The following is a 14,196-nucleotide window of genomic DNA, read 5'->3' on the forward strand; positions in this document are numbered from 1 at the left end:
CGAGATTCCGGGTTCGATGCTTCGCATCGCCCCGGAATGACGGCGCTTGTAGCCGTCGCTCCTGCAAATCAATCGCGTCTACACCTGTGGATCGTCGCTTGATGTTCGCAGGCGGCCTGCTAAATCCCCGGCCATGAGCTCTGAAACCTCCAAGACCTCGGTCGCGGCGATCTCGATCTTCGCCAGCGGCGGCATGGCGATTGCCAAATTTGCGGTCGGCATCGCGATCGGCTCGCTGGCGCTGATCTCGGAGGCGCTGCACTCCTCGATCGACCTGGTCGCGACCATAATCACCTGGGCAGTGGTGCGGGTCTCCGACAAGCCGGCGGACGACGAGCACCATTACGGCCATGGCAAGCTCGAAAGCGTCTCCGCGCTCGGCGTCACCGCGCTGCTCTATGTGCTGGCCGGCGGCATTCTGGTGGAGGCCTATAGCCGGATCCGCGAGGGCACGCCGCCGCCGACCATCTCGGCGGTGCCGTTCGTCGTGCTGGTCATCGACATCGTCGTCAATCTCTGGCGCGCCCGCGCGCTGCATCGTGCCGCGCGTGCGACCAAGAGCCAGGCGCTTGCGGCCGACGCCCTGCACTTCGCCTCCGACGTGATGGGCTCGTTGGCCGTCATAGCCGGCCTCATCCTCGCTGCCCTCGGCTTCTGGTGGGGCGATGCCGCCGCCGCCGCCGCCGTGGCCGTGATGATCGCGCTACTCGGCCTGCGGATGGCGGGCTCGACCGTGCAGACGCTGGTCGACCGGGCGCCCGAGGGCGTTGCCGAGCGTGCCACCGCGGCGATCCGTGGCGTGCCCGGGGTTGTCGACGTCGAGCGGCTGCGCGCACGCATGGTCGGCTCGACCCATTTCGTCGACGCCATCGTGCAGGTGCCCCGCACCTACCCGATCGACCGCATCGAGGGCATCAAGCAGCAGTCCCAGGCCGCCGTCCACAAAGCGCTCGGCGATGCCGACCTCACCTTCACCGCCGTGCCTGTCGCGCGCAACAACGAGACCGTGCGCGACCGCATCATGGTGATCGCACGCAATTCGGGCCTCGCCGTCCACCACGTCACGGTGCACGACCTCGGCACCAAGCTGATCGTCAGCATCGACCTCGAGGTCGACGGCGCGATGCCGCTGGTCACGGCCCACGACGTCGCCAACAGTTTCGAGCGCAACATCATGGACGATTTTGGCGACGACGTGGAGGTCGACGTCCATATCGAGCCGCTGGAACCCGAACTGCCCCACGGCATCGACGCGCCGGCCGAGCGGGTCCAGACCATTGCCGCGGCGCTGACGCAGTTCGCCGCCGGCACCGACATCCACGACATCCATAATGTGCGGGTCCGCAACACCGACGCCGGCGAGATCGTCAACTTCCATTGCCGCGCCGCACCCTCGATGAGCGTGATCCGCGTGCACGAGCATGTCGACGAAATCGAGCGCGCGTTGCGCCGCGCGTTCCCGAGCGTGAAGCGCGTCATCAGTCACGCCGAGCCGCCGCGCGCGTGACGAAGAGTCACACGTTCTCGTTTCGGACTCACATCTCACGTAATTTTTCGGAACGTGGCGACGCTAAGACTCCGTTGGACAAGATTTATTTCGCATTAACGAATCGTTGACTCTCGACAGCCCGGGAAAACTGGATTCAAATCGCTGTGATTCGGAACGAGAGCTGGGGCTCTTCCGAACCGGGTAGCAGCGACGTTTTTCTGAGTCATTGGTGGGGGGCCGAAGGCATGGCGCGCGCAGACGCCGCGAACGCGTGCGTCCAATCCGATTCGATCAAAGGATTGGCGCAATCGATCGCGAAACCTGCCTACCACCGGCTCCTGGTTGCGGAGCCGGCGTTGCGCCGCGCCGTGCCCACGCTGATCATCGCCTTCCTCATCACGATCTGCCTCGGCGCGCTCGTGCAGGTCGTCGACCAGACGCGGCAGAAGCGCGCCACGATGAAGCGCGACATCTCCGCGCTCGCCGACCTGCTCGCCGAGCGCATCGACCGTCTCACCTCGATCCGCGCCGAGCGTCTCAAGACCATCGAGGCCTTGCCGACGCTGCTGCCCGACCTGGTCCCGTCCTGGGGCACGGCGAATGGTCGCCACATCGTCGTCACCTCGGCAGGCGCCGAGCGCCGCGTGCTGGCCCGCATTCCCGTCGAGACCGACATCGGCGGCAACGACCGCCTGCTCGACGCCATCACGACAGCGCAACTGCTCACGGCGCCGCCGCAGCAGGGCGGCGTCTCCGAGCTGACGCTCCCGAACGGCAACGGCGCGATGCTGACCTCGCGCACCATCAAGTCGCTGCCCGGCCAGGTCACCGTGATCCAGGAGAAGATCGAGCCGATCTGGGGCTCGGACGCCGCGCTCTCGGTGACGCTGTCGGCCACGACAGGCTTCGTCGTCCTGATCCTCGGCTTCGCCTTCCACTGGCAGTCGACCCGCGCCCGCGAGGGCGATCTGATCAACGACGCCGTGCGCGGCCGCATCGACACCGCGCTCAACCGCGGCCGCTGTGGCCTGTGGGACTGGGATCTCTCACGCGGCCGCATCTTCTGGTCGCAGTCGATGTTCTCGATGCTTGGGCTCGACGGCCGTCACGAGCTCCTGACCTTCGGCGAGGTCAACGCGCTGGTGAAGTCTGACGACATCGACCTGTTCGCGATCGCCGACCAGCTCATCTCCGGACAGATCGACCACATCGACCAGACTTTTCGCATGCAGCATGTCGACGGCCACTGGATCTGGCTGCGCGTGCGCTGCGAGCTCACGCAGGGCGCGGCCGATTCCGGCAAGCACCTGATCGGCATCGCCGTCGACATCACCGAGCAGAAGAGCCTCGCCGAAAAGACCGTCGAGGCCGACCTTCGCCTGCGCGACGCCATCGAGACCATCCCCGAAGCGTTCGTGCTGTGGGACGCCAGCGATCGCCTGGTGCTCTGCAACTCACACTTCCAGCGCCTGCACCGGCTGCCGGACACCGCCGTCATCCCCGGCACCTCCTACGAGACCGTGCTGGAGGTCGGCCGCATGCCAGAGGTGCGCACCCGCCACAACGAAACCGCCAATCCGGCGCCGGGCGCCCGCACCTTCGAGGCGCAGCTCGACGACGGCAACTGGCTGCACATCAGCGAGCGCCGCACCAAGGACGGCGGCTACGTCTCCGTCGGCACCGACATCACCCGCATCAAGGAGCACGAGCAGAAGCTCGTCGACAACGATCTGCGCCTGCGCGCCACCGTCATCGACCTCAAGCGCTCGCAGGCCGCCCTCGAGCGCCAGACCAACGAGCTCGCCGATCTTGCCGAGAAGTACCAGCGCGAGAAGACCCGCGCCGAGGAAGCCAACCAGACCAAGTCGAAGTTCCTTGCCAATATGAGCCACGAGCTGCGCACGCCGCTCAACGCCATCATCGGCTTCTCCGAGATCATGGGAAGCGGCATGTTCGGCGAGCTCGGCAGCGAAAAATACCAGGAATACTGCCAGGATATCCTCACCAGCGGCCATTACCTCCTCGAAGTCATCAACGACATCCTCGACATGTCCAAGATCGAGGCGGGCCGCATGAAGCTCGACATGGAGGAGCTCGACCTGTCGCGGACGCTCGCGGAATCCTTGCGCGTCGTCTCCGGCCGCGCCGAGGACAAGCACCTGACGCTCGATGCCGAAATCGACAACACCATCTCCGTCGTCGCCGACCGCCGCGCCACCAAGCAGATCATCGTCAATCTGCTCTCCAACGCCGTGAAGTTCACGCCCGATGGCGGCCGCATCGTGGTGCGCAGCCGGCAGCTCGAGGACCGGATCGTGCTGATGATCGCCGACACCGGCATCGGCATTGCGCCGCATTCGCTGACGCGGCTCGGCCGCCCGTTCGAGCAGGTCGAGAGCCAGCTCACCAAGACCTATCACGGCTCCGGCCTTGGGCTTGCGATCGCCCGCTCGCTGGCACAGCTCCATGGCGGCTCGATGCGGCTGCGCTCGAAGATCGACGTCGGCACCGTTGTCCGTGTGACGCTGCCGCGCGATGCCAACAAGGCACTGCCGAAGATATCTGCAGCCGCGTAAGAACTCTTCAGGATTGCAGCGTCGGAGCGACTTCGCGCGCGATGTTGACCAGCGCGGCGATCAGCGGCGTCATCGGATCGCGCTGCGGGATCACGAGACCGATGCTGTAGTTGACGGCGGGATCGACGATCGGGATCGAACGCACGGTGTCCGAAAGGCCCAAGGTCTCCGCCAGCTTCGCCGGCATCACGCTCGCCCAGCGCCCGGTCTTGACGTGCGTGAACAGAACCAGCAGCGAGTTCGACGTCAGCGTCGGCGTCGCCTCCGCGCCGACCGAGCGCAGCGCGCGATCGATGATGCGCCGGTTCTGCATGTCGGGTGTCAGCAGGCACAGCGGCACCTGCCCCACTTCCTTCCACGTCACCGTCTCGCGATCGCCGAACATCGCATCCGGCGCGGTCAGCAGGCGATAGCTCTCATTGTAGAGCGGGATGGTGCGCACCTTGCCGATCGGCTCGTTCTCGATGTAGGTCAGTCCCGCATCGACCTCGAGATTTTCGAGCAGCCCCAGCACCTCCGAGGAGGTCGTGGACTGGATGCGGAAGCGCACGTCGGGATGTTTGGCGCGGAACGGCGTCGTCAGCGACGCCACCATGCCGAGCACGGTCGGGATCGCCGCGATCCGGATCTCGCCGGACAGCTTGTGCCTGAGGCCGTTGATCTCATCGCGCATGGCGCGGCTGTCGCCGACGATGCGGCGCGCCCAGTCGAGCGCACGCTCGCCCTCCGGCGTAAAGCCCTGGAAGCGCGAGCCGCGCTGAACCAGCATCACGCCGAGAATCTCCTCGAGCTGCTTCAGCCCGGTCGACATGGTCGGCTGGGTAACGCCGCAGGCCTCCGCCGCGCGTCCAAAATGCCGCTCCTTCGCGAGTGCCAGCAACAGTTCAAGCTTGTCGATCAAGCGGCAGTCCCCTCGCATAGTCTCATGCCGTGCAGGCTATCACGGCCTGCACCTGCCAACAGAGGGAAACCGCAGGAGATCATTGCATTTTCTTATCGTCCGATTGCGGATTCCGATGAATCGGGTGCGCCATCGCAGTGGTCTGAGCTAGCCCACGATCGCCTTGAAGACGCGCCGGACCTCGGTCTGGGTTTCGCGCACGCGGGCGACCAGCGCGGAAAAGTCGGGCGTGTCGCCGGCGCGCACCATCACGCGCTGCAGATCGACGCCCGCGGTCTCCGGGTTGAACTTGCCGATGACGCAGAGACGCAGGATTTGCGTCAGATCGTGGTAAAGCCGTGCAGCGGAGCGCAAAATCTCGGCTTCTGATGCATCGAGCACGCCGAGTCTTGCTGCGTTCTCCAGCACCTGGAGGGTGGAGACGCTGAGGATCTCCGGCTTGTCGGCGGCATGGACGAGCTGCAGGTACTGCGCGATGAAGTCGATGTCGACGAGGCCGCCGGCCGCGAGCTTCAGGTCCCAGATGTCGTCCTCCCCCTTCTCCAGCGCGATCGCCCGCCGCATCTCGGCGACGTCGTTGGCGATGGTGGCGCGATCGCGGCGGCGCGTCAGCACCTGGCGGATGACTGTTTCGATCCGGTCGCGGAACGCTGGCGATGCCGAGACGACGCGCGCGCGCGTCAGCGCCATGTGCTCCCAGGTCCAGGCCTCGTTGTCCTGGTAGTCGGCAAAGGATGAAATATGCGAGGCGACGGGACCGGCCCGGCCGGAGGGACGCAGCCGCATGTCGATCTCGTAAAGCACGCCGTAATTGGTCCGCGTCGTGAAGGCGCTGATCAAACGTTGCGTGAAACGTGCAAAATAATGTGCGCCCTGCAGCGACCGCTCGCCGTCGGAGTCGGGTTCGTCGCCGTCGAAATCATAGAGCAGGATCAGGTCGAGGTCGGAGGATGCCGTCATCTCGCGGCTGCCGAGCCGGCCCATGGCGATGATGGCGGTCTCCTGGCCCTTAATCCGGCCGTGCTGGGCGGCGAAGCGATCGGCGACCAGCCCATGCACGGTGTGGACGATGCCCTCGGCAACATCGGCGAAAGCCGTCGCTGCCTGCTGCGCCGAGACGGTGCCGGAGAGAATGCGTGTGCCGATCAGGAACAGGCTCTCCTGCCCGAACAGGCGGAGACGATCGAGGAACTCTTCGTAGGAATCCGCGTCGCGCACCGTGGCGGCGAGCCGCGCCGACAATTCCTGCCGGTCCGGCATCGCGCCGAAGAAGCGCGGGTCGATCAACCCGTCCATGAGCTGCGGCTGTCGCGCCAGCATCTCGCCGAGCCGAGGCGCTGCGCCGAGCACCAGCGCCACCAGCGCGACGAGGTCGCGGTTCTGGCTCAACAGCGTGATCAGGCGGCCGCCGCGCTGCAGGGCCTGCAAGAACCCGTCGAAGGCGACGACGGCGCGATCCGGCTCCTCGGCATGCGCGAGGCCGTCGATCAGCGCGGGCACGAACTCGACGAAGGCCATGCGCGTGGCTTCATTGCGGAACACGCGGTAGTCGGCCGTGATCCAGTCGTGCACGGTCTGGGCTGCCGCGGCCGGCTTCTTGAAACCGAGCGTGGCGAGATGCTGGAGCAGGCGCTGGTCGTCGGGGCCGGCGCCATAGTCGATCGACGGCAGGCTCGCCGTCCCGGTCGGGTCGCCCTCGAAGAGCTTTTCGTAATGGCCCTGCACGATCTCGAGCTGGCGCAGCAGGTCGCGGGCAAAGGCTTCGCGGCTTTCATAGCCGAAGAACCAGGCGAGACGCTCCACCGCCTCCTTGTCGTCAGGCAGCGTGTGGGTCTGCTCGTCGGCGATCATCTGCAGGCGATGCTCGACGCGGCGCAGGAATTCATAGGCGGTCGAGAGTTCGTCGCGCGCCTGAAAAGTGATCCAGTTGCTGTTGGCGAGCACATCGAGGGCAGCGAGCGTGGGACGCACGCGCAACTCGGGATGACGGCCACCGGCGATCAACTGCTGGGTCTGGGCAAAGAACTCGATCTCGCGGATGCCGCCGCGTCCAACCTTGACGTTATGGCCTTCGACGGAGACGTCAGTCTGACCGCGATAGGTCTGCATCTGCCGCTTCATGTCATGGACATCGGCAAGCGCGGCAAAATCCAGATGCTTGCGCCAGACGAAGGGCGAGATTTCGGCGAGCAGCGCGTCACCCGCCCGGAGATCGCCGGCGCAGGCGCGCGCCTTGATCATGGCGGCGCGCTCCCAGGTGCGCCCTTCCCGCTCGTAGTAATGCAGCGCCGCGTCGCGCGAGATCGCGACCTGCGTCGAGGACGGGTCGGGCCGCAGCCGCAGATCGACGCGGAAGACGTAGCCGTCATAGGTGCGCTGCTGCAGCAGGCGCGACATGCCCTGCGTAACCCGGACGAAGAACGGCTGCGGCTCGATATCGGGAGCCAGCGTCGTCATGTCAGGATCGAAGAACACGATCAGGTCGATGTCGCTGGAATAGTTCAGCTCGCCCGCCCCCATCTTGCCCATCGCGAGCACGATCAGGCCGGAGCCCTCTTCCGGCGAATCGGGATTGGGCGGCGAGATGCGGCCGCGCGCGGCCTCCTGTCGCAGCAGATATTGCAGGGCCGTCTGCACCGAGGACACGGCGAGATCGGTCAGCGCCGCCGTCACCCGCATCACCGGCCAGACGCCGCCGATGTCGCACAGCGCGATCAGGAGGGCGGCTTCCGCTTTCATGCGGCGAAGCAGCCGGATCACGTCCGCTTCATCGGAGGCAGCGAGAACCACGAGCCGCGTGTTTTCGATCAGATCGGCGAGATGCGCATCGGGATCGCTGTGGAGCAGGCGGATGAGCCGCGCCGCATCGGCACGGACCAGGTCAAAGAGATAGGGCGAGAAATCCGCAATCCCCGCCAGGATGTCGCGCGCGAACGGATGCGCCAATTGCGCCGCGATGGCGGACGCAGCTTGCGGATCGAGCTCGGTGAGCCAGTCGCGAAGACGTTGGTCGGCAGTGGTGGAAGCGGCAACATGAGGCGCTTCCGCAAAGCGAGCGGCAAGAGCGACACCATGCTTGTCCGCGTTTCCCGGCGCGGAGAGAGTCATGCCACCTTCTGTGGCACATCCTGCGTTGGGGGAGCAACCCTGTCGCTGACGCCAGCGCGCGCCGGCAACACCAGCGTGGCGACGAGGCCGGGATGGGCGTCGCCAAGCTTCAATTCACCGCCATGCAAGGTGGCAACGGCGGATGCGAGGCTGAGGCCCAGACCGGAGCCGGGTAGTGTCCGGCTCGCCTCCAGCCGCACGAATCGCTCCACCGCGTGCTTGCGATCGCCTTCGGGAATGCCGGGACCGCGATCGGTGACGCTGAGCAGGACTTGATCCCCCTCGCGCCGTGCCTCGATCAGGATCTGGCGGCTGTCCATGCTGACCACGGTTCCCGCGGCCTGCGTGACAGGCTTGCCGTATTTGATGGCATTTTCGACCAGATTGGCGAGCGCCTGACTGATCAGCTCGCGATTGGCGTGGACGGGCGTCGGCTCCGTCTTCACCTTGAGCGTCATGCCGTCCTCTTCGGCGAGCGGCTCGTAGAGCTCGTGGATGCCGTTGGCGACATCGGCGGCGTCAAAATCGTCCATGTTGCCACGCGCCTGTCCGGACTCAGCGCGGGCGATCATCAGCAGGGCATTGAAGGTGCGGATCAGCCCGTCGGATTCTTCGATGGTGCGTTCCAGCGCGGCGCGATATTCGCCTTCGCTGCCGGATTTCGCCAATGCCTCCTCGGCGCGGTTGCGCAACCGCGTCAGCGGCGTCTTGAGGTCGTGGGCGATATTGTCCGAGACCTCCTTCAGGCCGGCCATCAGCGCCTCGATGCGCTCCAGCATGGCGTTGAGGTTTTCGGCGAGGCGATCCAGCTCGTCGCCACTGCGCCCGACCGGCAGCCGCTCAGAGAGATCGCCGGACATGATGCGCTGGGTAGTACCGGTCATCGCATCGATGCGCCGGAGCACCCGGCGCGCGACGAAGATGCCGCCGCCGAGACCGAGCACCACGACGATGAGGATCGACCATTGCGCGGCCTTGGCCACGATGCCGAACAGGCGGCGCCGCTCGTCGAGATCCCGGCCGATCAGCAGGCGAAAACCGTTCGGCAGCTCGCTGACGTAAACCAGCGCGCGATGATCGCGGCTGTCGGTCTCCTCCATGCGCCGGTAGGCGGTTTCGACCCAGCCGCGCGTCGCCATCACGCCGGGCGCGAGCGAGCCGACATTGCCCGCAATGGCCTGCCCGGACGGATTGGTCACGAGATAGAGGTTGGCGTTCGGCCGCAGCGAGCGGTATTCGATCGCGCGCGCGAGGCCGTACAGGCCACGGAGAACGTAGATTTCGTTGATCTCGGCGGTCTCGACGTTGACCGTCTGCGTGATCTCTTCGTTGATCAGCCGGCGCGTGTTCCAGGCGAAATAGGCGAGCAGCGACGCCGCGAACAACGCAAACAGCAGCAGATAGGCCAGCGTCAGCCGGAACGCCGTGGTGCGGATGAGTTTACCGAATGCCGTCACGGATCATGTATCCGGCGCCGCGGATCGTGTGCAGCAGCGGCCGCTCAAAGCCCTTGTCGATCTTTGAGCGCAGCCGCGAGATGTGCACGTCGATCACGTTGGTCTGGGGATCGAAATGGTAGTCCCAGACGTTCTCGAGCAGCATGGTGCGCGTCACCACCTGTCCCGCATGCTTCATGAGATATTCGAGCAGGCGGAACTCGCGCGGCTGCAGGGTCAGCTCGTCCTTGCCGCGGGCGACGCGATGCGACAGGCGATCGAGCTCGAGATCGCCGACCTTGTAGACGGTGTCCTCGGCCGGTCCGCCGCGGCGGCGCGACAGCACCTCGACGCGCGCCAAAAGCTCGGCGAAGGAATACGGCTTCGGCAGATAGTCGTCGCCGCCGGCGCGCAGGCCCTTGATGCGGTCGTCGACCTGGCCGAGCGCGGAGAGGATCAGCACCGGCGTGGTGTCGCCCTTGTCGCGCAGAGCACCGATCAGCGACAGGCCGTCGCGCTTGGGCAGCATGCGGTCCACCACCAGCACGTCGTAATCGCCGCTCTCGGCCATGGCGAGGCCTTCCTCGCCGTCGGCGGCGTGGTCGGCAATGTGTCCGACTTCGCGAAACGCCTTCACGAGGTAATCGGCGGATTCACGGTCGTCTTCGATGATGAGCAGGCGCATCGTGCGATCGGCGGCGGTCAAGGAGGTCAACCCTTCTGTCAACATGGCGCGGGCATCTCACGCTTGCAAGCCGAGCCGGACGGACTCGGCCGGGGAAAAAAGCGGGCGGTGAAGCTGGGGGACCTCACCGCCCTTAGGCCCTTCCGACGGAGGGGGGCGTATTCCACCGGAAGGTCAGCCGAAGGAGCGGGCGTTGGCTCGCTCCCCGGAAGGAGGCCGGCGGCGGGGGCGACTGATGCCGGCCGGCTTCCTTCAACTCGTCAATGTCTTGCCGTCAGCCTTTGGCAAGGGGGATGGCAACGAAGCGCGACTGTCCGCCGCTCTTCACGCGCATCAAAACGCTGTTCTTGTTGTCGGTGCGCGCCGCGTTGATCGCGTCACGCACGTCACCGGCCGTCGTCACGCTCTTGCCGGCGACCTCGAGAATCACGTCGCCTTCCTTGAAGCCGCGTTCGGCCGCAGCGCTCTTCGGATCGACCTGGGTGACCACGACGCCGTCCTTGCCGGCGCCGGCCACGCTGTTGGCCGGAGCAACCGTCATGCCGAGCTTCGGCACGTCGGTGCCCTTGTCCGGAGCCTTCTTGCTATCATCGGTGTCGGCCTTGGCCTCGACCGTGTTCGGCAACTGGCCGAGCGTCAGGTTCACGACCTTGTCCTGGCCCTTGTGCAGCACATTGAGCTTCACGGACGCCCCGGGAGGCATACCGCCGATGGTCCGAGCGAGCTCGCGCGCATCCTTCACGGTCTCGCCGTTCACCGAGGTGATGACGTCGCCGGATTCGATGCCGGCCTTGGCGGCCGGACCGTTGGCCTGCGGCTCCGCAACCAGCGCGCCTTCGGCCTTCTTCATGCCGAGGCTGTCGGCGATGTCAGGCGTCACGGGCTGGATCTGCACACCGATCCAGCCGCGGCTCACCGAGCCCTTGTCCTTGAGCGCGGCAACGACGGTCTTCACCGTCGAGGCGGGAATCGAGAACGCGATGCCGACGCTGCCGCCTGATGGCGAGTAGATCGCGGTGTTCACGCCCATCACGTCGCCGTCGATGTTGAAGGCCGGACCGCCGGAATTGCCCTTGTTCACGGGCGCGTCGATCTGGATGAAATCGTCATACGGGCCGTTGCCGATGTCGCGGCCGACGGCCGAGACGATGCCGGCGGTCACCGTGCCGCCGAGGCCGAAGGGATTGCCGACCGCGAGCACCCAGTCGCCGATGCGCGGCTTGCCGTCGGCAAGCTTTGCAAACGGGAAGTTCGAGCCGCCCTCGACCTTGATCAAGGCGAGGTCGGTGCGCTGGTCGGTGCCGATCACCTTGGCGGTGTAGGTCTTGCCATCGTCGGTTACGACCTCGACCTTGTCGGCGCCGTCGACCACGTGGTTGTTGGTCACGGCAAAGCCGTCAGCGGAGATGAAGAAGCCCGAGCCCTGGCCGGTGACGGCGCGCCCGCCGCCGCGCGGACCACCGCGCAGGCCGGGAACGCCATCCGGACCGCCGAAGCGGCGAAAAAAGCGCTCCATCGGGGAGCCCGGCTGGAACGGCGAGTCGTCATTGTTGTCGTCGTTGCTGGCGGAGGCCTTTTCCTTGATGTTGACCTTCACCGACATCACCGACGGCTTCACACGCTCGACCACGTCGGCGAAGCCGACGGGACGTTCGACCTTGCGAACCTCGGTGTTGACCTGCGCATGCGCCGGGCTGGTGAACAGGTCCGACGGCGAGGTCGGGCTGAAGCCATAGGCGGCAAGGCCGAGCCCGGCCGCGACCGAAGCCATCAGCGCAAACTTGCGCGCAGAGAACAGCGACCGGCGGGGCTGCCGGTAAGACGGGAGGTTCGAGAGATCGGAACGGTCGGTCATGCAGAGGTCTCCAGGGCCATGAATTCCTTTTGGTGCGGATTGCCAGCACCTTACGGACCCAAACATGGGGTCTTGCGCCTTACCGTGCGCTGGCGGCGGAGTTAAACTTTTGTAATGAAGGGCAATGCCGGATGCGGCAGTTTGGCGCAGACAAAAGTCGTGGTGTAACAGGAACTTAAGCGGGCTGAGCGGAAAGCGCTCTGCCCGGGTTTAGCTGGCCCTGACGCTGGCGATGAATTCGCCGACTTCGCGCTTCAGGACTTCGGCCTGCTGCGACAGGTCGACGGCCGAATCACGCGCCTCCGCCGCCATCCGTCCGGTCTGGGACGAACTCGCGGTGATCTGGCCGATGTGATTGGAGACATCGAGCGTGCCGCGCGCGGCGGTCTGGGCGCTGGAGGTGATCTCCTGGGTCGCATTGCGCTGCTGCGTCGTATCGACCTCGATGCCGGACATGATCGAGGAGATCTCCGACAGCGTCTTCGAGATGGCGTCGATCGCGCCGCGCGTCTCGGCGGTGATGCCCTGGATGCTCGCGACGTGCGAGGTGATCTCCTCCGTCGCCTTGCTGGTCTGATGCGCGAGGCTCTTCACCTCGGAGGCCACCACCGCAAAACCCTTGCCGGCCTCGCCTGCCCGCGCCGCCTCGATGGTGGCGTTGAGCGCGAGCAGATTGGTCTGCGAGGCGATGGCCTGCACCAGCTGCACGACCTCGCCGATCTTGTCGGCGGCATCGGACAGCGTGTGGATGGTGTCGCGGCTCTTCTCGGCCTGCGCGGCCGCACCCTCGGCGCGCTGGGTCGCATCGGTGACGCGGCGACTGATGGTGCCGATGGAGTTCGTCATCTCCCCGGTCGTAACAGCCACCGTCTGCACGCTGGTCGAGGCCTGGCTCGCGGCGCTCGCCACCGCATTGGCCTTGCTGCTGGTTTCGTTGGCGACATCCGACAACGTCTCGGCGTTGCTCTTCAGATGCACCGCCGACGAAGCCACGCTGTCGACGACTCCTGCGACGAGCTCGTTGAATCCCTTGATCCGGGCATCGAGGAATTTTGATCGCTCGGCCTGGTGCTGCGCCTCCTGCAATTGCTGCTCGGTCAGCCGGCGCCGCTCGACGCCGTTGGTCTTGAACACTTCGAGCGCGCCGGCGAGCAGCCCGATCTCGTTGGTACCGCCGAGGCCCGGGATCGGCGTCTCGAACTTCTGGTCGGCGACCTCGCGCATCGCATGCACGATCGCTTCGAGCGGACGCAAGATGCCGTTGCGAACGGCAAACCAGGTCGTAAGGCAGATCGCGAAAGCGACGATGGCGATCACGCCGCACGCGATCAGGAAGTAGGAAAACGCCGCCTGGGCCTGCTGATAGATCAGCATCGCATGATCGCGCGCCGGACCGCTGAGCGCGGCGAAGTCGGCCGACAGGCCGGTGATCTGGTTGTTGAGATAGAGCACGGCGACAAACCCGGTGCCGCCTCCGATGCCAAGCAGGAACAATAGAGCCGCGACGACGGCTCCGACCAGGAAGCGGATCGTCAGTTTGCTGTCGGAGAACATCGGGATGACTCGTCTGGAAGGAAGCGCGGCAAGACACTTCCAGACAATGGTCAAAATAGCATGAAGCGAATGTGCGTCGCGCTGCCCTGCGTATCTCTACGCGGCTACGGGCTCGATTTGGCGTCGTCGGACATCAGCGCGGCGAGTCTTGCCTCTTCGTCTGGCGTGAGCGGCGGCGCTGGTACGTCTGCACCGCCCTGCGAGCGACGCCGGATCTGAAACCACAGCGCGATACCGCCGAGCGCGAGCACGACCGGCGTGAGCAGCCACAGCAACAGGGTCTGGCGTTCGAAGCGCGGCTTCAAGAGCACGAACTCGCCGTAACGGGCGACGAGAAATTCGATCACTTGCGAATTGCTGTCACCGGCGCCGATCCGCTCGCGCACCAGGAGCCGCAGATCGCGCGCCAGCGGCGCCTCGGAATCGTCGATCGACTGGTTCTGGCAGACCATGCAGCGCAGTTCGCGCGACAGCTCGCGGGCGCGCGCTTCCTTGGCAGGATCGGACATGATCTCGTCGGGCTGCACGGCGTGCACGGCCGGCAGACCGAGCAGCACCAGCGCGACGATGGCCGCCATCATCCGACGCATCA

At 65.8% G+C, this 14,196-nt stretch carries 9 protein-coding genes; 2 read left to right on the plus strand and 7 right to left on the minus strand.

Annotation, left to right across the window (positions count from 1 at the left end; all coding sequences use genetic code 11):
• The first annotated feature begins 133 nt into the window (after positions 1–133).
• Together C2U70_RS21560 and C2U70_RS21565 are read left to right on the plus strand one after the other, a co-directional pair.
• On the plus strand, positions 134–1,507 hold the full coding sequence (locus C2U70_RS21560) for a cation-efflux pump (RefSeq protein WP_140980428.1): 1,374 nt from the start codon (positions 134–136) through the stop codon (positions 1,505–1,507).
• A 227-nt stretch (positions 1,508–1,734) separates the two neighbouring features.
• Complete coding sequence (locus C2U70_RS21565; protein ID WP_140980429.1) at positions 1,735–4,065, plus strand: PAS domain-containing sensor histidine kinase; 2,331 nt, start codon at positions 1,735–1,737, stop codon at positions 4,063–4,065.
• A gap of 7 nt (positions 4,066–4,072) precedes the next feature.
• On the opposite strand, the gene C2U70_RS21570 is transcribed toward C2U70_RS21565, so the two are convergent.
• The 7 genes from C2U70_RS21570 to C2U70_RS21600 all read right to left on the minus strand — a co-directional run bounded on the left by C2U70_RS21570 (position 4,073) and on the right by C2U70_RS21600 (position 14,194).
• Positions 4,073–4,966: a LysR family transcriptional regulator gene (locus C2U70_RS21570; RefSeq protein WP_140980430.1), complete on the minus strand. Its 894-nt coding sequence runs from the start codon at positions 4,964–4,966 to the stop codon at positions 4,073–4,075.
• A gap of 147 nt (positions 4,967–5,113) precedes the next feature.
• Complete coding sequence (locus C2U70_RS21575; RefSeq protein WP_140980431.1) at positions 5,114–8,074, minus strand: bifunctional [glutamine synthetase] adenylyltransferase/[glutamine synthetase]-adenylyl-L-tyrosine phosphorylase; 2,961 nt, start codon at positions 8,072–8,074, stop codon at positions 5,114–5,116.
• A complete protein-coding gene (locus tag C2U70_RS21580) occupies positions 8,071–9,531 on the minus strand; it encodes a sensor histidine kinase (protein ID WP_140980432.1) in 1,461 nt (486 codons plus the stop codon). Before C2U70_RS21580 ends, C2U70_RS21575 begins: the two co-directional genes overlap by 4 nt.
• Positions 9,515–10,195 (minus strand): response regulator transcription factor, encoded by a 681-nt coding sequence (locus C2U70_RS21585; protein ID WP_186294399.1) that lies wholly within the window; start codon positions 10,193–10,195, stop codon positions 9,515–9,517. The genes C2U70_RS21580 and C2U70_RS21585 overlap by 17 nt, the downstream gene beginning before the upstream one ends.
• Before the next feature lie 274 nt (positions 10,196–10,469).
• Positions 10,470–12,050 (minus strand): Do family serine endopeptidase, encoded by a 1,581-nt coding sequence (locus C2U70_RS21590; protein WP_140980434.1) that lies wholly within the window; start codon positions 12,048–12,050, stop codon positions 10,470–10,472.
• A gap of 210 nt (positions 12,051–12,260) precedes the next feature.
• Positions 12,261–13,604, minus strand: coding sequence for a methyl-accepting chemotaxis protein (locus tag C2U70_RS21595; protein WP_140980435.1), 1,344 nt, complete (start codon positions 13,602–13,604; stop codon positions 12,261–12,263).
• 104 nt (positions 13,605–13,708) lie between these two features.
• A complete protein-coding gene (locus C2U70_RS21600; RefSeq protein WP_140980436.1) occupies positions 13,709–14,194 on the minus strand; it encodes a cytochrome c-type biogenesis protein in 486 nt (161 codons plus the stop codon).
• Positions 14,195–14,196 lie beyond the last annotated feature (2 nt).

Source organism: Bradyrhizobium guangdongense (genome assembly GCF_006483445.1).
Taxonomy (GTDB): domain Bacteria; phylum Pseudomonadota; class Alphaproteobacteria; order Rhizobiales; family Xanthobacteraceae; genus Bradyrhizobium; species Bradyrhizobium guangdongense_A.

Excerpts from the sequence above, each read along its gene's own strand:
- C2U70_RS21590 (WP_140980434.1), bottom strand. The coding sequence starts at position 12,050 with ATGACCGACCGTTCCGATCTCTCGAACCTCCCGTCTTACCGGCAGCCC.
- C2U70_RS21600 (WP_140980436.1), bottom strand. The coding sequence starts at position 14,194 with ATGCGTCGGATGATGGCGGCCATCGTCGCGCTGGTGCTGCTCGGTCTG.
- C2U70_RS21585 (WP_186294399.1), bottom strand. The coding sequence starts at position 10,195 with ATGCGCCTGCTCATCATCGAAGACGACCGTGAATCCGCCGATTACCTC.
- C2U70_RS21565 (WP_140980429.1), top strand. The coding sequence starts at position 1,735 with ATGGCGCGCGCAGACGCCGCGAACGCGTGCGTCCAATCCGATTCGATC.
- C2U70_RS21560 (WP_140980428.1), top strand. The coding sequence starts at position 134 with ATGAGCTCTGAAACCTCCAAGACCTCGGTCGCGGCGATCTCGATCTTC.
- C2U70_RS21575 (WP_140980431.1), bottom strand. The coding sequence starts at position 8,074 with ATGACTCTCTCCGCGCCGGGAAACGCGGACAAGCATGGTGTCGCTCTT.
- C2U70_RS21595 (WP_140980435.1), bottom strand. The coding sequence starts at position 13,604 with ATGTTCTCCGACAGCAAACTGACGATCCGCTTCCTGGTCGGAGCCGTC.